At 57.5% G+C, this 23,695-nt stretch carries 17 protein-coding genes; 15 read left to right on the forward strand and 2 right to left on the reverse strand.

The genetic code is table 11. From position 1 onward, the window contains the following. The first annotated feature begins 124 nt into the window (after positions 1 to 124). The 6 genes from KZZ06_RS00310 (at position 125) to KZZ06_RS00335 (ending at position 8,063) form a co-directional block, all read left to right on the forward strand. Positions 125 to 1,837, forward strand: coding sequence for an NAD(P)H-dependent oxidoreductase subunit E (locus KZZ06_RS00310; RefSeq protein ID WP_219578041.1), 1,713 nt, complete (start codon positions 125 to 127; stop codon positions 1,835 to 1,837). A gap of 256 nt (positions 1,838 to 2,093) precedes the next feature. Then, on the forward strand, positions 2,094 to 2,903 hold the full coding sequence (locus KZZ06_RS00315) for an ABC transporter substrate-binding protein (RefSeq protein ID WP_219578042.1): 810 nt from the start codon (positions 2,094 to 2,096) through the stop codon (positions 2,901 to 2,903). After that, positions 2,900 to 5,137 carry an ATP-binding protein gene (locus KZZ06_RS00320; RefSeq protein ID WP_219578043.1) on the forward strand — a complete coding sequence of 746 codons (2,238 nt, stop codon included), beginning with the start codon at positions 2,900 to 2,902 and terminating at the stop codon, positions 5,135 to 5,137. The genes KZZ06_RS00315 and KZZ06_RS00320 overlap by 4 nt, the downstream gene beginning before the upstream one ends. 165 nt (positions 5,138 to 5,302) lie before the next feature. Further along, positions 5,303 to 6,517: a signal recognition particle-docking protein FtsY gene (gene ftsY / locus KZZ06_RS00325; RefSeq protein WP_219578044.1), complete on the forward strand. Its 1,215-nt coding sequence runs from the start codon at positions 5,303 to 5,305 to the stop codon at positions 6,515 to 6,517. 25 nt (positions 6,518 to 6,542) lie between these two features. Beyond that, complete coding sequence (locus tag KZZ06_RS00330; protein WP_219578616.1) at positions 6,543 to 7,445, forward strand: DMT family transporter; 903 nt, start codon at positions 6,543 to 6,545, stop codon at positions 7,443 to 7,445. A 12-nt stretch (positions 7,446 to 7,457) separates the two neighbouring features. Further along, positions 7,458 to 8,063, forward strand: coding sequence for an inner membrane-spanning protein YciB (locus KZZ06_RS00335; RefSeq protein ID WP_219578045.1), 606 nt, complete (start codon positions 7,458 to 7,460; stop codon positions 8,061 to 8,063). A gap of 22 nt (positions 8,064 to 8,085) precedes the next feature. On the opposite strand, the gene KZZ06_RS00340 is transcribed toward KZZ06_RS00335, so the two are convergent. After that, complete coding sequence (locus KZZ06_RS00340; RefSeq protein WP_219578046.1) at positions 8,086 to 8,790, reverse strand: glutathione S-transferase N-terminal domain-containing protein; 705 nt, start codon at positions 8,788 to 8,790, stop codon at positions 8,086 to 8,088. 274 nt (positions 8,791 to 9,064) lie between these two features. On the opposite strand from KZZ06_RS00340, the gene KZZ06_RS00345 reads away from it, so the two are divergent. From KZZ06_RS00345 to KZZ06_RS00365, 5 genes are all read left to right on the forward strand, one after another. Further along, positions 9,065 to 10,249 (forward strand): aminotransferase class V-fold PLP-dependent enzyme, encoded by a 1,185-nt coding sequence (locus tag KZZ06_RS00345; protein WP_219578047.1) that lies wholly within the window; start codon positions 9,065 to 9,067, stop codon positions 10,247 to 10,249. A 96-nt stretch (positions 10,250 to 10,345) separates the two neighbouring features. Then, entirely contained in the window at positions 10,346 to 11,440 is a 1,095-nt protein-coding gene (gene folE2 / locus KZZ06_RS00350; protein WP_219578048.1) for a GTP cyclohydrolase FolE2, read from the forward strand. A 213-nt stretch (positions 11,441 to 11,653) separates the two neighbouring features. Further along, the gene (locus KZZ06_RS00355) at positions 11,654 to 11,890 is read left to right on the forward strand and encodes a hypothetical protein (protein ID WP_219578049.1); all 237 of its coding nucleotides are present in this window, start codon (positions 11,654 to 11,656) and stop codon (positions 11,888 to 11,890) included. Positions 11,891 to 12,002: 112 nt separating this feature from the next. Further along, complete coding sequence (locus tag KZZ06_RS00360; protein ID WP_219578050.1) at positions 12,003 to 13,451, forward strand: TrkH family potassium uptake protein; 1,449 nt, start codon at positions 12,003 to 12,005, stop codon at positions 13,449 to 13,451. Further along, positions 13,451 to 15,052 carry a 5-guanidino-2-oxopentanoate decarboxylase gene (locus KZZ06_RS00365; protein WP_219578051.1) on the forward strand — a complete coding sequence of 534 codons (1,602 nt, stop codon included), beginning with the start codon at positions 13,451 to 13,453 and terminating at the stop codon, positions 15,050 to 15,052. Before KZZ06_RS00360 ends, KZZ06_RS00365 begins: the two co-directional genes overlap by 1 nt. A 63-nt stretch (positions 15,053 to 15,115) precedes the next feature. Here the strand turns inward: KZZ06_RS00365 and KZZ06_RS00370 are convergent, their stop codons facing one another. Beyond that, positions 15,116 to 16,936: a serine protease gene (locus tag KZZ06_RS00370; RefSeq protein ID WP_219578052.1), complete on the reverse strand. Its 1,821-nt coding sequence runs from the start codon at positions 16,934 to 16,936 to the stop codon at positions 15,116 to 15,118. A 157-nt stretch (positions 16,937 to 17,093) separates the two neighbouring features. Here KZZ06_RS00370 and KZZ06_RS00375 point away from each other — a divergent pair, with 157 nt between their 5' ends. The 4 genes from KZZ06_RS00375 (at position 17,094) to KZZ06_RS00390 (ending at position 23,570) form a co-directional block, all read left to right on the forward strand. Further along, a complete protein-coding gene (locus KZZ06_RS00375; protein WP_219578053.1) occupies positions 17,094 to 18,032 on the forward strand; it encodes a glycine--tRNA ligase subunit alpha in 939 nt (312 codons plus the stop codon). After that, positions 18,029 to 18,550: a DUF6446 family protein gene (locus tag KZZ06_RS00380; protein WP_219578054.1), complete on the forward strand. Its 522-nt coding sequence runs from the start codon at positions 18,029 to 18,031 to the stop codon at positions 18,548 to 18,550. Before KZZ06_RS00375 ends, KZZ06_RS00380 begins: the two co-directional genes overlap by 4 nt. 89 nt (positions 18,551 to 18,639) lie before the next feature. Next, positions 18,640 to 20,943, forward strand: coding sequence for a glycine--tRNA ligase subunit beta (glyS, locus tag KZZ06_RS00385; protein WP_219578055.1), 2,304 nt, complete (start codon positions 18,640 to 18,642; stop codon positions 20,941 to 20,943). A gap of 104 nt (positions 20,944 to 21,047) precedes the next feature. Beyond that, a complete protein-coding gene (locus tag KZZ06_RS00390) occupies positions 21,048 to 23,570 on the forward strand; it encodes a putative PEP-binding protein (RefSeq protein ID WP_219578056.1) in 2,523 nt (840 codons plus the stop codon). The last annotated feature ends 125 nt before the right edge of the window (positions 23,571 to 23,695 follow it).

The raw sequence follows: 23,695 nt of genomic DNA on the forward strand, positions 1-23,695 counted from the left end.
GCGCACAAAAGGGTGCAACCTATTACAACCACCGCGCAAAGTACGAGGGAAGGGTCGCTTTTTGATTATGAGGGGCGGTGCAAGTTTGCTAGCGTGGCCGGAACATCAATGTGAGGGGGCCGATATGGCATTGGATGAACACAAAAAATCCGGAGGCAAAGGCCCCGAAAAAGGCGTGTGGAAATCCGGCAAAGGCAAGGGGCGTACCCACACCAAAGGCCGCCAGCTGGACGATACAGCATGGGACGAAGTGCGGGCATTGCTGGGCGACAAACCCCGTCGCGCCGATTTGCTGATCGAACATCTGCACCTGATCCAAGACGAATACGGCCATCTGTCTGCCGCCCACCTGCGTGCGCTGGCCGAAGAAATGCGCATGAGCATGGCCGAGGTGTACGAGGTCGCGACCTTTTACGCGCATTTCGATGTGGTGAAAGAAGGCGCGACGCCGCCGCCTGCGTTGACCATCCGTATTTGCGATTCACTGGCCTGCGAAATGGCGGGCGCGCAAGCGTTGAAGTCGGCGCTTGAGAATGGCTTGGATGCGGCCGAGGTGCGTGTCGTGCGTGCGCCTTGCATGGGGCGCTGCGATACTGCGCCCGCCCTTGAGATCGGCCATAACTTTGTCGATAACGCGACCTTGGAAAAAGTCGAAGCCGTGATTGATGCGGGTGACACCCACGTGCATCTGCCTGATTACGAAGTGTTTTCCGATTATGCGCAGGCTGGCGGATATGAAACCCTCAAGACACTGCGCAGCACCGGAGATTGGGAAGCTGTACAGGATCAGCTGCTTGAGGCCGGGGTGCGCGGTCTGGGCGGGGCGGGTTTCCCGTCTGGCAAGAAATGGGGCTTTGTGCGGGCAAATCCGGGCCCGCGTTATATGGCCGTGAACGGCGACGAGGGCGAGCCGGGCACGTTCAAGGACCGCTGGTATCTGGAACGCGTGCCACATCAGTTCCTTGAGGGGCTGTTGATCGCCGCATGGGCGGTCGAGGCTGAGAAAGTATTTTTGTACATGCGGGATGAATATCCGCAGGTGCTGGCGCTTTTGCGGATCGAAATTGCGGCACTGGAAGACGCAGGGCTGGTTGAACCGGGCTATATCGATCTGCGGCGCGGGGCCGGGGCCTATATCTGCGGCGAAGAATCCGCGATGATCGAAAGCATCGAAGGCAAGCGCGGTTTGCCCCGCCATCGCCCGCCTTATGTGGCGCAGGTTGGCATCTTTGGCTGCCCGACGTTGGTTCATAACGTGGAAACACTGCACTGGGTCACGCGGGTCTGCCGCGAGGGGCCGCAGGTGATGAACAGTACGGTCAAGAATGGCCGCAAGGGGCTGCGCAGTTTCTCGGTTTCGGGGCGCGTGGCCAAGCCGGGCATGTATGTCATGCCCGCCGGATCAACCATCACGGATATCATCCGGGTTGCTGGCGGCATGGACGTTGGCCACGTGTTCAAGGCGTATCAACCGGGCGGGCCGTCATCGGGTCTGTTGCCCGCATCGATGGCCGATATCGCGATGGATTTTGATGTCTTGCAAGAACACGGGTCGTTTATCGGTTCGGCGGCGGTTGTTGTGCTGTCCGAACATGACAGCGCCAAAGCTGCGGCGCTGAATATGTTGCGGTTCTTTGAGGATGAAAGCTGTGGCCAGTGTACGCCCTGCCGCGTTGGCTGTGAAAAAGCGGTCAAGCTGATGCAAGAGGATCGCTGGGATCAACCGCTGCTTGAGGAACTGTCGCAAGCGATGGTCGATGCGTCGATCTGCGGGTTGGGGCAGGCCGCGCCAAACCCGATCCGGCTGGTGATGAAGCATTTCCCCGACGAGGTGTAGCGATCCCACAATACGCCAGCATCCCTGCGGCAGTTAGCGCAGGGATGCCAATTTGCGGGGGGCTGTGCGAATGGCGATGGCGCACCTGCGGCGTGCCATCGATTGGACAGTTGCACATAAGCCGTATCTTCATTGTTGAGTGACAATTCTAAGTAGCAGAAAGTTGCTTTTTGCTCGTCTTTGAGGCAGTTTGACGCGGAAACTCGCCTTGAAGACGCATCCTCGGCGACAGTTACTTTGCGGAGATGGCGTAATAATGGTGACCCCCTTGCGCTTGGCCTTTTTAAACCTGCGCGCTGACATAGGGGCAGGGCCCGTTGCTGCGGGGGCATTCTGGATGCGCGTCGTCGTTTTTGCGCTGTGTTGTATGGTCGGGTTCGGGGCATCGCCCGCGCAGGCATCAGACCGACAGCTAGGTCTTGCCGCCGCACCATACCCACCGCTGACCACGGTTGCAAAAGACGGGTATCTTGACCGGATCGTACAAGAAGCGTTCGCCCGTGCCGATATTGAACTGACCTATCAGGCCACGTCACCCGGACGCGGATTATATGGAAGCCTTACCGGAGAATTTGACGGATATTTTGCCACGCCAGATCTGCAAGGGACTGCACTGGCGGCGCTGGTTCGTGTGCCCGAGGTGATCCATGCGGGGAAATCTGGCGGCGTATATTTACGCGAAGACATCACAATGATGGATAAGGAATATCTGAAGCCATACCGCGTTGGCTATGTAAAAGGCTGGAAGCAAGTCAAGGATATGTTGAAAGACGTGCCCGACCTTTATGCGGCTGAAAGTTCAAGCCACCTATTGGAAATGTTGGTACGAGACCGCGTTGATGTGGCCTATATGTTTTTTCTGCAGGCAAGATATCAGGCACAGCGACAGGAGGTCAGCGGCCTCAAGTTTTCGGATCATACCTTTGTTACGGAACTGTTTATCCATCTCAGTCCCGAACATGCTGATCTGGCCGACGATTTGGCTGCGGCGATCCGATCGATGAAAGCGGACGGAACGCTGGAAGATATTATGGCACCGGCAATGATGAAATGGGGCGCAAAATGAGATTGCGCAGCTTTTCAACTGGAATTCGCCGCGAAATCTGGAGAGCAATATCTGGTCCGATGCTGGGCTTGCTTGTCGCGGCCTGTCTTATCCCATCGATGATTTATTTTAGCATCGCTGAGGCACGGTTGAAAGAAAGGGTTGATAACCTTGCCAATGCCACCTTGGCGACAATGCAAGACCACATCTGGCAGTATGATCTTGAGGACGCGCAGCAATTGCTGGACAGCTATGTGGAAATTGGGGCTGTCACAGGTGCCAGAGTTTCAGATGGCAAGTTTATTGATCTGACGGCGGGGACGCCGGGCGACTATGTGACAGGATATTCCCTTGAGCTGCCGCTGTATGGTGGCGGACAATCAAGCGATGTTGAAATCGGTACATTGCGCCTTGAGGCGTCTAAATCCGGGATTTGGGAATTCATATTGGTCCGGATCATCGCCACCATTGTGACGTCGGCCGTCTTTGTATTTTTCACGGCTTTTCTGGCGTTACGATTGCTGGACAGAACGCTTTTGCAGCCGGTGTTAACTATTTCCGACACGCTCAAAGAGCATTCTGGGGATCTGGGATCGCTTAATATCGACCTGGACGACGGGCCCGCGCCGCGGCCGCGGGATGAACTGACGGGGCTTGTGGATGCGATCCACGGGATGCGTGATCAAATTCTATCGTCGCAGGCGGTGCTTAACGCTTCGATGAGCAAGTTAACCCATGTGGCGCGTTTTGCGCGGCTTGGCTATGCGACGCTTGATTCCACGCTAGACCGGTTTGTGGACTGTGATCCAGCCTTTGCCAGCTCCTTTAATATGTCGGTCCAAGAGGTTCTTGATGTTGATGTCCGGGGTGAATTTTTGGGCAGATTTCTACGTGATGAAAACCCCGATAGGCTGAACTCCATTCGGGCGCGTCTTCACAAAGGGCAAATGTCCGAAGGGGTGCTTAAATTTACGTTGAACAACGATGAAATAAGGTATTTCCGGCATATTATACGTCCCTTTATTGATAAGGTGATGGGCCATTCCGCGCTTGAGATTATTATCTTGGACGTGACCGAGCAAAAGATTGTCGAAGAGCAGTTGTTGCAGGCGCAAAAGCTGGATGCGATTGGCATGCTTACCGGCGGGGTCGCGCATGATTTCAATAACTTGCTGGCCATTATCTCAGGCAATATCGAACTGACGCTTTTGTCACTCGAAAGCCCGCAAGAACGCGCATTTCTAGAGGTGGCGCTGTCAGCGGTGGGCAGTGGCGCGACCTTGACCCAGCAATTGCTTTCTTTTGCGCGTAAGCAACCGCTGTCGCCAACGCATTTTGATGCGGCTGAATTGATGCGGGACTCCAGTGCGTTGTTTGATACGTCGGTGGGCGAAGCCATTGATCTGGAAATCGTCGCAGATGACGATCTGTGGCGCACCTTTGCTGACCCGGAAAAGCTCAAGACGACACTGTTGAATTTGGTGGTCAACAGCCGCGATGCGATGCCGGACGGGGGATTGCTGACGATTGAAATCTCCAATTGCAGATTAAGCGAGGAATATGCGGCCAGCCATGTCGATGTGTCGCCCGGAGAATATGTTCGCATTTCAGTGAACGACACCGGCTATGGCATGTCCCAAGAGACCATCCAACATGCGATCGAGCCGTTTTTTACCACCAAAGGCGTCGGCAAGGGCACCGGTCTGGGGCTGCCTATGGCCTTTGGATTTGCGAAACAATCGGATGGCCATCTCGAGGTGTATTCGGAGCTGGGGATCGGCACCTCGGTCAAGCTGTATCTGCCGCGTTCGACCGAAGAAGACGTGCCGCCTGTCAACCGGAATCGCGGCAAGCAGCGCCCTGATTTCACCGGGATGGTGGTGTTGTTGATCGAAGACAACACGGACTTGCGCGCCATGTTCAAAACCATGCTCGTTTCCATGGGCTGCGTTGTGCGTGATGCCGAGGACGGGCCGAAAGCGTTAAAAATGGCAGAAACGATTTCTCAGGTTGATGTGATCCTGAGCGATGTCATTTTGCCGCGCGGCATGAATGGCAACGAGGTGGTGAACCGCCTGACCCCGCTTTTCCCGGAGGCGGCCGTGATATTCATGTCTGGCTTCAGCGAAAATTCGATCATTCACAACGGGCGATTGGATCCCGAGGTCACCTTGTTGCAAAAACCTTTTGGCGGAGATGAACTGGTGGCCGCGATTATTTCGGCACATGTTTTCCCGCTCAAACCACGTAAATAGCAAGCCCCGATTTTCCTCTTTAAGCGCGTAAATCCCCCCTCGCGGGACGTGTCCCTTTGGTGGGGTGTGACGTAGAATTGGCCAATTCGGGCGGGTGCTCTTCCCTCTGGCCATACGAGACTATAGATCATAGCAAACGCCTGACACTTTTTGCGGAGACGACGCTTGGCCTTTTTCAAGAAACTGAAAAGCAAACTGTTCAAATCATCGTCAAAAATCGACGAAGGTCTTGAGGCGATCGTTGAGGAAGGTGGCGCTGTCGACACGCCCGAGACGGTCGAGGAACTGCCCGTAGATCAGGTAATGGATACGCCCGATATCGCGGTCGAGGAATTACCCGAAGCCGTCGATGATGAGCCCGCGCCGCTGCCCGCTGATGTACCGGCCGAAGTGCCAGCTGCGCCTGAGCCCGCCCCGATGCGTGAAACCATCCAGCCCGCAGTGTCGGAATTGGACACGACGCCAGAACCAGCCAAGCCCGAGGCCCCAAAGCCCGGTTTGATGGGCCGCTTGATGGGGCGCAGCACCGCCGCGCCTGTGGTGCGCCGGGTGTTGGACGACGAGATGCTGGAGCAACTCGAAGAGCTGCTGATCTCGACGGATATGGGTGTTGATACCGCGCTGCGCGTCACGGCAAACATGGCCGAAGGGCGCTTTGGCAAACGTTTGTCGGTCGAGGAAATCAAACGTCTGTTGGCGGCCGAGGTCGCACGGATCATGGACCCGATTGCCAAGCCCTTGCCGCTATACGCCAAGACACCGCAGGTGGTGTTGGTTGTGGGTGTGAACGGGTCTGGCAAGACGACGACGATTGGCAAACTGGCAAGCCAGTTCAAGGCGGCAGGCAAGAACGTTGTGATTGCGGCAGGCGATACATTCCGCGCCGCTGCTGTGGAACAATTGCAGGTCTGGGGCGAACGCGCAGGCGTGCCTGTGTTGACCGCCGCGCAAGGGTCGGACCCGGCCAGCCTTGCCTTTGATGCGATGGGGCAGGCCGAACGCGATGGCGCTGATTTGTTGCTGATCGACACGGCAGGACGGCTGCAAAACCGTGGCGATCTGATGGAAGAACTGGCCAAGATAGTGCGCGTGATCCGCAAGAAAGACCCCTCAGCCCCGCATAACACGCTGTTGGTGCTGGACGCGACGACGGGCCAGAACGCTCTAAACCAGGTCAAGGTGTTCCAAGAGATTTCGGATGTATCCGGCCTTGTGATGACCAAGCTGGATGGCACGGCCAAGGGCGGTGTTCTGGTGGCGCTGGCCGATAAATTCGGCCTGCCGATCCATGCCATTGGCGTGGGCGAACAGATTGATGATTTACAGCCATTTGATCCGCAGGAATTCGCGGATGCCTTGATGGGATTGGACCCTCAGTGAATACGATAAAGCGGGGCATATGCCCGTGACCGAATGGCTTGCTCAGATCGAAGGCACGGCTATGGGGCATCAGATGGCCCTATATCTGGCGTTGCTGGCCGCATTTTTGCATGCGGTGTTCGGGGCGTTGCAAAAGGGGCGGCATGATCCGTGGCTGACCCGTGGAGCGATCGATTTTTCATATGGCGTGATGGCGGCCCCCTTTGCACTGTTTGTCGTGCCTTGGCCCGAACCGCATATGTGGGTGATCTTTGCAGGCGCGTTCGCGATCCATGTCGTCTACAAAGTGTTGCAGGCTTGGGCCTATACCAAGGGGGCCTATACGGTCGTCTATCCTGTGGTGCGCGGCACCGGGCCGCTGTTCACGGTGATCGGTGCCTATCTGATCTTTAACGAGAGCTTTACCCTGATCCAGTGGATGGGCGTCGGGGTGCTGATGGCGGGCATCTTTGGGCTGGCGCTGTATAATATGGTCTATCTGGTATCCGAGCGGGACACATTGAATGTGGCGCTTGCACTGGCGGTCATGACGGGGCTGTTTGTGGCGCTTTACACCACCTTTGACGCCTACGGCATTCGCGCAACGCAAAGCCCGTTCACCTTTTTGGCGTGGTTTTTCATGATCGACGGGCTGGTGATGCCCGTTATTGCATGGCGGCGCTATGTGACCATGCCCAACCCGCCCGCCCTTGGCCCGTTGATGACACGCGGGGTGGCTGGCGGATTTGTGGCGTTCTTTAGCTTTGGGTCGATCATGCTGGCCACAAGGCTGGACAAGGTAGGCGAGGCCGCAGTGCTGCGCGAGACCTCGACCGTATTTGCGGCCGTTATCGGCTGGTTGGTCCTGAAAGAAACCGTAGGCCCGCGCCGCGTGGCGCTGATGGCGCTGATCGCGGCAGGTGCTGTGATCGTCGAAATGGGCGGATAATTGGAGAATAAGATGACCGAACAACGCCAGATCAACCCGCTGCTGAAATCGGCCCTAGAGTTCGGCCCGGTGCTGATCTTTTTTGCCGCCTATCTGCGCTATAAGGATGATGTGTTCACAGTCTGGGGCACGGAATACAGCGGATTTATTCTTGTTACGGCAGCTTTTGTCCCGCTGTTGATCTTGGCTACGGGCGCGCTTTGGGCGCTGACCGGCAAGTTAAGTCGGATGCAGGTGGCGACGGTGATTTTGGTCACCTTGTTCGGTGGGCTGTCCGTGTGGCTGAATGACGAGCGGTTCTTTAAGATGAAGCCAACCGCGATTTACCTGCTGTTTGGCGGTTTGCTGGCCATCGGTCTGGCGCGTGGGCAGTCCTATCTGAAATACGTGATGGAAGAAATGATGCCCCTGCAAGACGCGGGGTGGATGATTTTAACCAAGCGGTTGATGTTCTGCTTTTTCGGGCTGGCGCTGGCGAATGAATTGATCTGGCGTTTTGCCAGTACCGAAACATGGGTCTATTTCAAAACCTTCGGCCTGACGGCGGCGGTGTTTGCGTTTTTCATGGCGCAGGGCAAGTTGTTTCAAACCTATAGCATCGACCAAGACGAAACCTGATACCTCTGCGCCACGACCCGTGTTATTTGGTTTTGAACAACGTCGATTGCGCATCTTTGTCGGCGCGAAAATCACCACGCTTTTCCGCATAAAGTGCCCGGCCTGCTTGCACGCCCTTGCGCGCGCCCATCAGATCCAGCCAGCGGGCCATGTGGGGTTTGTCGTCCAGCGTTTGCTGTTGGCCTTCCCACAGCGACGCCCAGCCCCATACCGCGAAATCGGCAATCGACACGAAATCACCTGCGACGAATTCATATTTGGCCAGTTGACGGTCCAGCACACCATATAGCCGCGCCGTTTCACTGCGATAGCGGTCTTTGGCATAGGGCAGATCATTGGGTGGATCCATGTGAGGGGCGTATTTCAAAAAGTGATGTGCTTGCCCCGCCATCGGACCAAGCCCGCCCATCTGCCACATCAGCCATTCCTCAACGGCGATCTTTTCACGGTCAGTCGTTCCTCCGAACTGGCCAGTTTTGCGGGCAAGATATTGCAGGATCGCACCGGATTCAAAAATCGACACCGGCGCACCATCTGGCCCGTCCGGATCAACAATCGCGGGCATCCGGTTGTTGGGCGCAATCTTTAGAAATTCAGGGGCGAACTGATCACCTGCACCGATGTTGATCAGATGCGTCTCATAGGGCAGGGCCATTTCCTCGAGCGCGATGGAAATTTTCCAGCCGTTTGGCGTGGGCCAGTAATACAGATCGATGGGGGCGGTCATGAAAAAGCTACCTTTTGGAAACACATGTTGTTCGCATACTGCGCGTTTCTTGGGCGACCACAAGGGAAAGCGCAGTACGCGCAACTGCTGGCTGTTGACGTAAGCGCCGCACAGGCGTAGCAGATGTGGCGTGGCGATTTGTTACCGGATTGCGGGCCACGGGCAGGGCGACCTGCTGAAATACCGCTAAAAGGTCAGGATGAAAGCCCCCTTTCGCTTGACCGCGTCTGGGGTTTTTTTATGCCCGAACCGTCGGGTCAGAAGGATGATAAAGATGAGCAACGATTGGAAGCCACGCACCAAGGCCATTCACATGGGCACCCGCCGCAGCCAATATAACGAGCTGTCCGAGGCGATGTTCATGACCCAAGGGTTCGTCTACGAGACTGCCGAACAGGCCGAGGGACGTTTCCAATCGCTGGGCGATGATGAATTCATCTATGCGCGTTATGGCAACCCTACCGTGCGCATGTTCGAAGACCGTATCGCGGGCATGCTGGGATACGAGGACTGCTTTGCCTGTACATCGGGTATGGCAGCGGTAAGCGGGGCGCTGACGGCGTTGCTGAAAGCTGGCGATCATGTGGTTGCTGCACGCGCGCTGTTCGGGTCATGCCTTTATGTGCTCGAAGACATCCTTGCGCGCTTTGGCGTCGAGATCACATTGGTTGACGGCACTGATAATGCGGCATGGGATGCGGCAATCCGTCCCGACACGCGGCTGGTGTTCTTCGAGAGCATATCGAACCCGACATTGGAAATCGTGGACATGCGTCACGTGGTGGCCAAGGCCCATTCCGTTGGCGCGTTGGTGCTGGCCGATGATGCCATGGCCACGCCGGTCTATTCCTATGCTCGCGAATGTGGCGCAGACATCGCGATCATTTCGACCACGAAACATGTGGACGGGCAGGGGCGTCTGCTGGGCGGTGCCATCTGCGGCACCAAAGAACTGATCCGCGGCCCGATCGAGGCCTATATGAAGCACACAGGCGGCGCGATGAACCCGTTCACCGCATGGACCCACCTGAAAGCGCTTGAAACCATTGATCTGCGCGTGCGGGCGCAATCCGATGCCGCGTTGAAATTGGCGCACGCACTGGACGGCCATCCCCGCCTGCATGCGGTGCGCTATCCCACGCACCCGTCGCACCCTCAGCACGATCTGGCCCTGGCGCAGGCCCCGTCAGGCGGCACTGTTTTCGCGATCGAGGTGAAGGGCGGCAAAGAGGCTTGTTTCAAGTTCCTGAACGCATTGCAGTTGGTGACCATTTCCAACAACTTTGCCGACGCGAAATCCATTGCCACCCATCCGGCCACAACGACGCATCAGCGGTTGCCACAGGAGCAAAAAGACATCTTGGGCATCACCGATGGGATGGTGCGCATGTCAGCAGGGCTTGAGGATGTGGACGATCTGATCGCGGATATCAAACAGGCGCTAGAGCAGTCCGCCTAAGATTCGGGGGCGGTTTTCCACTATTGTCAGTAGTTTGATGGAAATTGTGCGGAAATTGCCTTATGTACAGTACAGCTACTAAGGGGGGCTTTTATAATGAATGTTATCGTACCTGGTTCCACAAGACCCGACCGTGACGCCGCTACCGCAGCGCTGGATACCTTGCGCGCGTGGGCGTCCAAGGCCAGCCCGTCGGATATCGACGCATTGGACCCAGCTTTGGCACGGCTGTTAAGCAAGGGTGAAGACTACCCCGAATTCAACCGAATCTACCCCGATGATTTTGCCGTGGGCGATAACTACAAGGCGACTTTGCCTGACCTGCAAAACGGCCCGTCCAGCCTGATCCGCGGGGCCAAGCAACAGATCCAGCATGTGGGGATATCGAATTTCCGTTTGCCGCTGCGGTTTCACACCCGTGATGATGGCGATCTGACGCTTGAAACTTCGGTGACCGGGTCGGTCAGCCTTGAGGCGGATAAAAAGGGCATCAACATGTCCCGCATCATGCGCAGCTTTTACAAGCATGGCGACCGGACGTTCAGCTTTGAGGTCATGGAAGCCGCGCTTGATGACTATAAGACCGATCTGGAAAGCTTGGATGCGCGCATTCAAATGCGGTTTTCCTTTCCGATGAAGATCGAAAGCCTGCGGTCTGGCCTGTCGGGCTACCAGTATTACGATATCGCGCTGGAGCTGGTTGAAGTCGCCGGCGTGCGCAAAAAGATCATGCATCTGGACTATGTCTATTCGTCGACCTGCCCCTGTTCGCTGGAACTGTCCGAACATGCCCGCGCCACACGCGGGCAATTGGCCACGCCGCATTCGCAACGCTCCGTGGCGCGTATATCGGTGGATGTGAATTGCGATCAGGATTGCCTGTGGTTCGAAGACCTGATCGAGGCGGCCCGCCGTGCGGTGCCGACCGAGACCCAAGTGATGGTCAAACGCGAAGATGAACAGGCCTTTGCCGAGCTGAACGCCGCCAACCCGATCTTTGTCGAAGATGCCGCGCGTCTGTTCTGCGAGCAGTTGCAAGCGGACCCCCGCATCGGTGATTTCCGTGTCGTAGCAAGCCACCAAGAAAGCCTGCACAGTCATGATGCGATCAGCATTTTGACCCAAGGCGACACGTTTGCCGCGCAAAGCATCGATCCCAAGCTGTTCACCACGCTGTTTCACGTCGGCTGATCTGACACTGCAAAAATAGCCCGAGTTTTTACACTGCATGAATTTTATGCGGTGTTTTTACACGTCTGGTGATTTTTTGGCGCTGTTTATGCTGCGATGCAGCGTAATCGGGATGCTGCTATGCAGAATGGACAGTTCTCATCCTGTTCGGGCGCTATATATTGAAGTCAACAGAGCGTAACAGGCGGAACGCCTAGCAAAGAAAGGTCTATCATGGCTTATACCAGCACAGTTTCCAACACCGGTGGCGTCTCCTTGAAATCACCATTTGCAGCAATCGGGGCATTCTTTGCCGCCATTGGCAATGCAATGATCGCCGCGAGCAGCAATTCGAGCCGCTTGAACAAGGTCGAAATGCTGAACGCAAAATCCGACGCAGAGCTGGCCAAAATGGGCATCAAACGCGACGATATCGTTCACCACGTATTCCGCGACCTGTACTACATCTAAGCAGGTCCACCCGGTTAGAATATGCGGCCCCGCTGACATCAGCGCGGGCCGTTTTCGTTTTCGGGTCGCCTGATCCTTGACACCGCCGCTTTGCCACGCCAACGCTGCCCCTATGTTAGATATGCGACCAGTTGGATATGTGATCGGGCTTTTGCTTGCCGTGCTGGGCATTGCGATGATTGTGCCGATGCTTGTCGATATCGCCGAAGGACGCGGGCATTGGCCCGTCTTTGTCGAGTCAGGGCTGATCACCTTTTTGGGGGGCAGCATGATTGCCCTGGCCTGCGCCAACGGCGTCAAAGAAGGCCTGACAATCCAACAGACATTTTTGCTGACCACGGGCGTTTGGGTGATGCTGCCGTTGTTTGGGGCATTGCCCTTTATGCTGGGCGCGACAGAAGCACGGTTCGTTGATGCAGTGTTCGAGGCGATGTCGGGTCTGACCACCACGGGATCGACCGTTTTCACCGGGCTGGATGGGTTGCCCAAAGGGCTGTTGTTGTGGCGCGGTATCCTGCAATGGCTGGGTGGAATCGGTATCATCGTGGTCGCGATGGTGTTCCTGCCCGAATTGCGGGTCGGTGGTATGCAGATCTTCAAATCCGAAGCATTTGATACCTTTGGGAAAATCCTGCCGCGTGCGGGTCAGATCGCCAGCCAGATCTCGGTTATCTATGTCTGGCTGACCTTTGCCTGCACGCTGACCTATCTGGCGCTTGGGATGAATTTGTTCGATGCGACTGTGCATGCGCTCACGACGGTTTCGACGGGGGGCTTCTCGAATTATGACGCGTCTTTTGGGGCGTTTTCGGGGACGGCCGAATATGCGGCGTCGTTCTTTATGATCCTCGCGGCGCTGCCCTTTGTGCGGTATGTGCAGCTGCTGAACGGACATCCCATGGCGCTGCACCGTGACCCGCAGGTGCGCGGGTTTATCATGGTGGTATTCGTGCTGGTGATCTTGATCTTTATCTCGATCCAAGGGGTGTTCCCGCAGCATTGGGAACAATCCCTGCGCGAGTCACTGTTCAACATCACCTCGATCATATCGGGCACGGGCTATGCGTCGGTGGATTATATGCAATGGGGATCGTTTCCCATTGCGCTGTTCTTTTTCACCGGGTTGATCGGCGGCTGCGCGGGATCAACGGCCTGTTCGATCAAGATTTTCCGCTATCAATTGCTTTTTGCGTCGATCCGCGCGCAGTTGCAGCGCATCAGGTCGCCCCACGGCGTGTTCACCCCGCGCTATGACGGCCGCCCGATCAGCGGCGATGTCATGATATCCGTCATGTCGTTTTTCATGTTCTTCACCCTGACGCTGGGCCTTGTTGCGGTTGCCCTTAGCATGACGGGTCTGGATTTCGTGACCTCGGTATCGGGGGCAGGGGCCGCGCTGGCAAATATCGGGCCGGGTCTGGGCGATATCATCGGACCTGCGGGCAATTTCAGCACGCTAAATGATCCGGCAAAATGGATCCTGACAGCTGCAATGTTGTTCGGGCGGCTCGAACTGATGGCGGTGTATGTCATCCTCACCTTTAAATTCTGGAGAGCCTGATGGCCAAGACAAAGACCGTGCAAACCCGCCCCTTGGGCGCGCAAATCTCGCATATGCTAAAGGATCGCGGGGTCGAGGTGATTTTTGGCATCCCCGGCGTGCACAATCAGGAAATGTACCGCGGGATCGAAGAATCCGGCCTGACCCATGTGCTGGCCCGCCATGAGCAAGGTGCCGGCTTTATGGCCGATGGCTATGCGCGGGCGACGGGGAAACCGGGTGTGGCCTATGTGATCACCGGTCCGGGGCTGTGCAATATCATGACGCCCATGGGCCAGGCCACCAGCGATTCTGTGCCCTTGCTGGTGTTGTCGTCTTGTCTGGATGAAACCGCGGCCCGCAAAGGCCAACTGCATCAGATGAAAGACCAACAAGCCGCCGCCGCCACTGTTTGTGACTGGTCAGAGGAAGCGCGCACAGCCGGTGCCGCCTATACATTGATCGACCGCGCGCTGAGCGAATTTACCACGCAGCGCCCCGGCGCAAAGCATATTCAGGTGCCGATTGTGGTGCTCGAGGCAGCAGCACAAGGCCATGCCCCATCAGGGGATAAAACAACGCGTCCCTTGGGGCCAACGCCGCAGGATATAGAAAAGGTCTGTGATCTGTTGATGGCATCCAAACGCCCGTTGTTCGTTTTCGGTGGCGGGGCAAAGGGGGCAGGTGACGTGAATACCCTAATGCGCCGCACAGGCGCTGCGTCGTTCACCACCTATGCCGGTCGCGGGGTGGTCGCACCCGATGCGCCCTTGCACTTTGGATCAACCTTGGCACGGCCCGGCAGCGCCGATGTGATCGCCAGTGCCGATCTGGTCATCGCCGTCGGCACCGAACTGGCCGAGGTGGACATCTGGCGTGCGCATCTGGGGCACACCGCGCCATTGGTGCGGGTCGATGTGGACCCAACCGTGCTGACCGACGCGCAACAGGCGCAGGTTCAGGTCCAAGGCGATGCCGCAGCGTTTGTGTCGCGCTTGTGCGAGATGGACATTGACCGGCCCCAGTCGGGCTGGACCGCGCAAGAAGTCGTGGCTGCACGCGCGCGCTGGCGGTCAGAGATTGAAGCCGAGCGCCCCGGGTTGCTTCCGGTCATCGACGCCCTGCAAGCGGCGGTGCCCAAGGATGCCATGATCTATTCCGACATGACGCAATTCGCCTATGCCGCCAAAGAGGTGTGGGATATGGACGCACCCGGCCATTGGCATCACCCTTACGGGTTTGGCACATTGGGCTATGCGACCCCTGCGGCCATCGGTGGCGCGATCGGGCGGCCTGATGCGCCCACGCTGGCGATCATCGGGGATTACGGCTTTCACTATACCATGCAGGAACTCGGTGCTGCTGTGGAACTGGGTCTGTCACTGCCCATCATCCTATGGGACAACGGCAAGCTGGGTGAAATCGAAGACAGTATGGTCCGCGCCCAGATCGCACCCAATGCAGTGGTCGCGCATAATCCGGATTTTTGCAAACTGGCCGAAGCGTTTGGTGCCTTGTCCGCAGCCCCCAAAACGCTGAGCGAGCTGCCCGAGGTGCTGAAACAGGCATTCAACGCCGGTCGCCCGACGCTGATTTACTTAACACCTGACATCACAGGCTAAGACGTTTTTTTCGAAAAAAAAACGGGCCGGAATTTTTGAAAATTCCGCGCCCGGTCGCTTGTGTTATTCCCAACAGCTGACCAACACGGTCATGGCCTTGGCTTTGGCGCGCAAATCTTCGGGGTGCAGGGGGCCTGTCCCTTGGGTTGTTTGAACGGCAATGCCCGCCATTTGTGCCACATCGCTGATCTGCGCGGCATCAAGGGCAAAGTTCACGTCTTCGGGCAGTTGTTGCGCGCCATCGTTGCGCGGCAGCAGCATACCCAAGACCTGACCATTACTGTCAAAAACAGGTCCGCCCGCGTCACCGGGTTGCGAGACAAGTTCAAGCCTGACGACATTGTTCTCGCCCTGTAATCCGCGCACATCGGCCAACGCGCCATATGTCACGGTCGCAGCCCCCAGCACGCCTTGATACGGAAAACCGGCAACCGCGATTTCCGATTGCAGCGGTGGCAGGATGGTGTTGAAGGTCGCGACGTTCATCGGGGCCAACCGGTCACTGGGCTTGAGCAGGGCAATGCCGTTGGCGCGGTCATCCGCAATCACGCTCAGCTCCGATTCATCGTCCAGCGTCATACGGCCGCAGTTTTGCACTGCTTGCGATGTGGTTGCGATCGTCCCGGCACCATCGATGAAAAAGCCCGAGCTTGACAGCTTGGGCAGGCGCACCTGAAGCCCTGACACCAGATCAATCGCCTGATCGTCACCGCCCCCGGCCGCTGCATCCAACACGCCGGGAATACGGGTAAAGCTTTGGGACAGCTCTGACATCACACGGCGGCGGCGGTCTTCGTCACCGGCGGGCCAGACAAGGGTAAAGCCTTTGATTTCGCCATTTTCCAGCGATGCTTGGGTCTGGCTGATAAAGCTGCCATTTTCCCCGATCAGCTCAAAGCTGTTGGATTTGCGTTCACGCGGCCCGTTCTGGGGGACGATTTCAAGGGTTTGCATGATCTCGTATAGGCCAAGCAGCGTGTCTTGGTCTCCCGCTTGGCTGATCAGCAAAACGCGCGCATTGATATCGCCTGTGGCATTGTATTGCACAAACGGCGGTTCCAGCTTTTCGAAAGCCACAACTTCGGTGGGCAAGAGCATTTCAATGCCCGCGTCCGTGTTGAGGACCCGTTGCAGGCCAAGCCCCTCAAGCACCGCATTATATTGCTTGTTCAGGGCTGCACGTTGCAAAGTGGTCAGCACGCCTGTGGCGTCATATCTATTGGCGGCTTGCCAATCTGCCATCGACTGCCGTGTGCCGCGCCCGAATGCGCCGTCGATGGCGCTGTCGTAGTAACCCGCCCATTGCAGGGCGATTTGCAACTGCTGCCGCTCTTCACGGGTTAGCGCACGCTCGCTGCTGCGGGCTTCGGATACCGTTTCATCGATGGGTGGTTCAGGCAGGATTGCCGTTGTTGCGGTCTCGGATGGCTCGGCCTCGGCCTGCGTGTCTGCGTCAACGGGGGGCAGTGTGGTTTCAATAATGGGGTTGGCTGGGTCTTCAGCGGCCACATCGGGTTCGATCGGGGCAATCAGCGGGATGTTCAGCACATTCGCGCCGACTGGCCAATATTGCTGTTTAAACCGGCTAGAGATCTGCACGAAACTGTCACCAGGCACCAAACCCTCGCGGCGGTAACCGCGCAGGAGCAGTTCTGCATCATCGCGGCGATAGGGGCCTACCACAATCGCATACCAGCCGCCGCCCAGCGAAAACCCGTTCACATCCTCGATGGTGGCACTATAGGCTTGGGCCCGCTGGGTTGCGCCCGCCAGAGTGGGCTGCGCTTCGACCTGAAGCCAAACCACATCGCTCGCGGATTGGGCCATCAAAGAATAAGGTGTCAGAAGTAGTGTGGCAAACAGGGCCGCGATCAATCGCTTCATGGTGGAATTGCTCTCGTGCGTTTAAGTTCAAAGCAGATAAACAGGAACGAGGGTGGAATGCCATGGTGGTTACGTATGAAATCATCATAAAGCTGCCAATTGACCCTTGGCCGAGCGCGCCGTAGGAAAGGCGCGCAGCAGTAAAGGCTTTTATCCCATGTCCGATCCGGTTCAGCGCCCCCGTTCCTTTCAGGAAATCATCCTTGCCCTCCAAACCTATTGGGCGCGGCAGGGCTGTGCAATTTTGCAGCCCTACGACATGGAAGTGGGCGCAGGTACATTCCATCCGGCCACCACATTGCGGTCCTTGGGCACCAACCCGTGGGCTGCCGCCTATGTGCAGCCATCGCGCCGCCCGACCGATGGGCGCTATGGTGAAAACCCGAACCGTTTGCAGCACTATTACCAGTATCAGGTCTTGATCAAACCAAGCCCGCCCAACCTTCAGGAGCTGTATCTGGGGTCGCTTCAGGCGATTGGCATCGATATGGCACTGCACGATATCCGTTTTGTCGAAGACGACTGGGAAAGCCCGACCTTGGGCGCATGGGGCTTGGGCTGGGAAGTCTGGTGCGATGGCATGGAAGTGTCGCAATTCACCTATTTCCAACAGGTCGGCGGCCATGATTGCCATCCGGTGTCGGGCGAATTGACCTATGGGTTGGAACGTCTGGCGATGTATGTTCTGGGCGTCGATCACGTCATGGACATGCCGTTCAACAGCCCCGACGCACCGATCCCGCTGACCTATGGCGACATCTTCAAACAGACCGAGGAAGAATTCGCGCGCTGGAACTTTGACGTGGCCAATACCGAAGTGCTGCTGGATCACTTTGTCGAAGCAGAAAACGAATGTAACGCGATCCTGTCCCAAGACGCCCTTGACCCCAAAACCGGCAAGCGCATCATCATGGCGCATCCCGCCTATGATCAATGCATCAAGGCCAGCCACATCTTCAACCTGCTCGACGCACGCGGTGTTATCTCGGTCACCGAACGTCAGGCCTATATCGGGCGCGTCCGGACCTTGGCCAAAGCTTGCGCTGATGCTTTTGTTCAAACCCGCGCTGGCGGCTGGACCGAGGACGCAGCATGAATGGTAAATTCGTCGGGGGCGTTATCCTGGCCGCAGCTGCGATTGCGGGCATGACACTCTACTACCTCCAGATCTACGGCTACTATCACGAGGCCCCAACACCGCCAAACGGCGTCGAACTGGTGTCGCTCGCAACAGGCTTGCCTGAACCCATCGCGACAGAAAACTTCCGTGCCATTGACGCGGACAGCTCTCCGATCCGGTACCGGGCCTGTTTTGACACCACGCTTGGCCTTGCGACGCTGTCAGAAACCTACGTGGCCACAGACAAGATCGAGCCGCGCAATGCGCCCGGCTGGTTTGACTGTTTCGACGCCAAGGCGATTGGTGCCGCACTTGATGCTGGCACGGCCCAGACGTTCCTAGGCCAAAAGAACGTTCATTTCGGCGTGGACCGGGTCGTGGCGATTACATCTGACGGGCACGGCTATATCTGGCACGAGCTGAACGATTGTGGCGAAAAATCTTATGACGGCACCGTTGTGGGCGAAACCTGCCCCGAGAAGCCCAGCCAATAAGGGGCCTTCTCTGGCTCTTAAATATCCTCGCGCGAAGCGCAAAAAATCTTAGCCGTGCTATATAACGCGGCAACCGAAAGGTACCACCGATGCCCGACCTGCTGATTGAGCTGTTCTCAGAAGAAATTCCCGCCCGGATGCAGGCGCGGGCCGCTGATGATTTGAAAAAACTGGTGACCAATGGCTTGGTCGAGGCGGGGCTGACCTATGCCTCAGCCGCTGCGTTTTCGACGCCGCGCCGTCTGACCCTGACCATCGAGGGGATGCTGGACGCCAGCCCGTCCATCACCGAAGAACGCAAAGGCCCCAAGGCTGACGCGCCCGAAAAAGCCATCGAAGGGTTCTTGCGCGGTGCCGGTCTGACCCGCGACCAGTTGGAAAAACGCGAAACGCCCAAGGGCAACATCCTGTTCGCGATGATCAAAAAACCGGGCCGCCCCGCAGCCGAGATCGTGGCCGAGGTGCTTGAAACCACGATCCGCAACTTCCCATGGCCGAAATCCATGCGCTGGGGCACCGGTTCCTTGCGCTGGGTGCGCCCGCTGCATTCCATTCTGTGCATCTTGTCTGCCGAAGATGGCGCGCAGGTTGTGCCGATGAACGTTGACGGGATCGAAGCAGGGGCCACCACGCGCGGCCACCGTTTCCTTGCGCCTGACACTATTACGGTCAGCAATTTCGACGACTACGCCGCCAAGCTGAAACGCGCCTTTGTGGTGCTGGACCCGGCCGAGCGGCGCGATGCGATCTGGCATGACGCGACCAATATGGCCTTTGCAAATGGCTTCGAAGTGGTCGAGGACGCAGGTCTGCTGGCCGAGGTCGCAGGGCTGGTCGAATGGCCCGTCGTGTTGATGGGCCGGATCGGGGATGCCTTCCTTGATCTGCCGCCCGAGGTTTTGCAGACCTCGATGAAAGAGCATCAAAAGTTCTTTTCCGTGCGCAACCCCAAGACGGGCCGCATTGAACGGTTTGTCACCGTCGCCAACCGCACCACCGCTGACGATGGCGCGACCATTCTGGCGGGCAATGAAAAGGTACTTTCCGCACGTCTGTCCGATGCGAAATTCTTTTGGGAAAACGACCTGCGCATCGCGAAGTCTGACGCGGGCATGCAGACTTGGGTCGATCGTCTGTCCAACGTCACCTTCCACAACAAGCTGGGCACACAGGCCGAACTGATCTCGCGCATGGAAGCGTTGGCGGGCGAGTTGGCCCCGATGGTCGGTGCCGATGCCGACGAAGCCCGCGAGGCCGCGCGGTTTGCCAAGGCCGATCTGTCGTCTGAAATGGTCTATGAATTCCCCGAACTTCAAGGGCTTATGGGCAGTTATTATGCCCAAGCAGCTGGGAAGTCCGAAGCGATTGCCGCCGCCGCCCAAGACCACTACGCGCCGCTTGGCCCATCCGACGACGTGCCAACCGCGCCGGTTTCCGTCGCGGTGGCCTTGGCCGAGAAGATCGACAAGCTGACAGGGTTCTGGGCGATTGATGAAAAGCCGACAGGGTCGAAAGACCCGTTCGCGCTGCGTCGTGCGGCGTTGGGGGTTATTCGGATTTTGGTTGAGAATGATTTGAAGCTTCTACTTTGGGGTAGGTTGAACTCGGGGTTTCACGAGCATTTCACACGAGATCAAAGCATGAAGATTGCAGATTCTGATGAGGTGTTTGATAAGGCGATAAAGGCCTTAAATCTGTCACCCAAGACAGAGCAAAATATTCGCCGTAGGATATCTGATGACCACAGGGAAAAAGCCAAGGCCTATCTAGATGGTTTTCGTTTCGTAAATACCGACGACGGTATGGGAAAGTTGGTGGATACAAAGACTGGTGAAACAATATCCGATGAAACTCTAATTTTGGAAGAAGACGATCTCCTTTCCTTCCTTCACGACCGCCTCAAGGTCTACCTCAAGGACCAAGGCGTCCGTCATGATATCATCGACGCCTGTATTGCGATGGAGGGGAATGACGACCTGACGCTGCTGGTCAAACGCGCCAAAGCGCTAAGCGAAACGCTGAAAACCGATGACGGGGAAAACCTGATCCAGGGCTTCAAGCGCGCCAACAACATTCTGTCACAGGCGGAAGAGGCGGATGGGGTCGAATACTCCTATGGTGCAGACATCAAATTTGCCGAAACGGACGAGGAACGCGCTCTGTTCGCTGCCCTTGACGCGGCAGAGGCGAAGATCAATCCGGCGATGGCGGCGCAAGACTTTACCGATGCCATGTCCGCGATGGCGTCTTTGCGCGGGCCGATTGATGCGTTCTTTGATGCGGTTCAGGTGAATTCCGACAACAGCACCGTGCGGCGCAACCGGTTGAACCTGCTTAGTCGCATCCGCACCATCTGTAGCTCGGTCGCGGACCTGACCAAAATCGACGGCTAACACGCAGCTTCTTTGGTCTGGCAGGATGCATCAAGTCTTGCCAGACAACGCCGAAAGCCTATGCTGCGCAGAAACCTAAAGGTGCCGCAGTGCAGAAAACGCCCATGACAACGCTGGTAACCCAGACCGCCCCGATCGCCACGGAAACCCATGGCGGTCGGGCAAAATGTTTGCAACGTCTGGTGCGTCTGGATTTGCCGGTGCCGCGCACGGTCACGTTGCCGTTCAATGTGGTGCGCGAGATCGCACATGGCCGGATGCCCGACTTGCAGGCCGTGGCCAATGAATTTCCCCGTGGTGCGCTGCTTTGTGTACGGCCATCCAGCCAGGACCCTGATTGGGGCGGGCCGGGGGCTGTTTTGAACATCGGCATGAACGATGCGCGGTTCAAAGATTATTGCGACCGTATGGGCGAGGGGCCTGCCTCGGCGCTCTATACGCGGTTCGTGCAATCCTATGCGGTCAACATTGCGCGGCTTGACCCCGATATGTTCGACGACATTATCGGTGACGGGCGCGACGCGTTGGAACAATCCCTGAGCGCCTATGAACTGGAGACCGAAGAAGTATTCCCCCAAGACCGCGTAACGCAGTTAACGGCGGTGCTGAGTTCAATGGCCCGCGCATGGGAGGGCACCTCGGCACGTCTGTTGCGGCAGGCAAAAGGCGCGCCTGCTGATGCGGGTCTGGGTCTGATCGTACAGGAAATGGCCTTTGGTGTTGGCACCGGTCTGTGTGGGTCGGGCGTGCTGCAACTGGTCGACAGCGAAACCGGATTGCCGCAGATCACGGGCCGCTACCTAAGCCAGTCCCAGGGGCGTGACGCCCTGCAAAGCGATGCAGATGCGATGTATCTGACACGCGATCCCCGTGGTCCTTCGCTTGAGGAACATGCGCCGGAAGCCTTTGAAACGCTTAAGCAAAATGCGGAACTGATGCGGGTGCGGTTGCGTGCCGAAATGCAGCTGGAATTTGTGATCTCGGATGGAGAGCTGTTTATCCTTGATGGTGTGCGCGTGTCGCGGTCGTCGCGGGCGTCGGTCAGGATCGCGGTGGCGTTGGCCGAGGAAGGCATTATTTCGCGCGAAGAGGCATTGATGAGGGTGCAGCCGCGCACGTTGACGGAATTGCTGCACCGGCAGGTCGATCCGCGCACCAAGCGTGACCTGATCGGGCGCGGCATCGCTGCCAGCCCCGGTGCCGCGACGGGCAAGATCGTGTTTAACGCAAATGATGCGCAGGCCAGTGCGGCGCGCGGCGAAAAGTGCATTTTGGTACGGCGCGAAACATCGCCCGAGGATATTCGCGGCATGCACGCAGCCCAAGCGGTGCTGACGGAACGCGGCGGGATCACCAGCCACGCCGCCGTGATCGGGAGGGGCATGGGCCTGCCTTGTGTTGTGGGCGCGTCGTCGATGACATTTGATCTGGTCAAGGGGCAGATCATCGCGCCGGATGGCCGCGTGTTCAAAGCCGGTGACGAGATCACGATTGACGGGACCAAGGGCGAAGTTCTGGCGGGGGCCGCGCAAATGCTTGAGGCGTTGCTGGATGCGACGTTCCAGAAGCTGATGGATTGGGCGGAAGAGGCGGCGGATATTGGCATTCGTGCCAACGCCGACACACCTGCCGATGCGCAGACGGCCCGCAATTTCAACGCCCATGGCATCGGGTTGTGCCGGACCGAACACATGTTCTTTGATCCCAGCCGGTTGACCGTGATGCGCGAGATGATCTTTGCCGATAGCAGCGAAGAACGCCGCGCGGTGTTGGAACGTCTGTTGCCGATGCAACGAGATGACTTTATTCAACTTTTCCGCATTATGCAGGGTCAGCCCGTGTGCATACGGTTGTTCGATCCGCCCTTGCACGAATTCCTGCCCGCCAACCGGTCAGGGCAACGCGATCTGGCCGAAGCGTTGGATTTGCCCTTGTCTGACGTGATCCGCCGGATCGAGGCGATGTCGGAATATAACCCGATGTTGGGTTTGCGCGGCGTGCGTCTTGGGGTGACCGTGCCCGAGATATACGAAATGCAGGCGCGTGCGATTTTTGAAGCCACGATCGAGGCCAGCCGTGATGGCGACCCTGTGGTGCCCGAGATCATGATCCCGCTGGTATCCGCCAAGCGCGAGGTTGAACTGGTCAAGGCCAGCATCGACAAGATCGCTACTGATGTGCGCAACGAACGCGGGGCCAGTTTTACCTATCGGTTGGGGGTCATGGTTGAAACGCCACGCGCCGCCCTGCGGGCCGGTGAAATCGCACCACATTGTTCGTTCCTCAGCTTTGGGACAAACGATCTGACGCAAATGACATACGGCCTTAGCCGCGATGACGCGGGGCGGTTCATGTCGGCCTATGTGCAGCAAGGGGTGTTCCCCGAAGACCCGTTTCATATGCTGGACCAAGACGGCGTGGGCGAGCTGTTGCAGCTGGGGGCATCGCGCGGGCGGGCGGCTCAACCGGGCATCACCCTGTCGATCTGCGGAGAGCACGGCGGCAACCCCGAATCGATTGCATTCTGCCGAGAAGCAGGATTCGACTACGTTTCCTGCTCGCCTTTCCGGGTTCCTGTCGCTCGACTTGCGGCAGCTCAACTGGCAATTGAACACAAGATAGGGTAGCTTTGTATTATTTTTAGCCTACATGTGGTATCTTTGGGCGGTAAGCCGCGCAATTGCCGTGCATAGGGTTTACGTAAGGGGCATCATTGTCTAATCGGCGTCTCTGAAATTACCTGCGAGGCGCT

Origin of the sequence: Sulfitobacter sp. CW3, assembly GCF_019392245.1 — a bacterium.
In the GTDB taxonomy this organism is placed as follows: Bacteria; Pseudomonadota; Alphaproteobacteria; order Rhodobacterales; family Rhodobacteraceae; genus Sulfitobacter.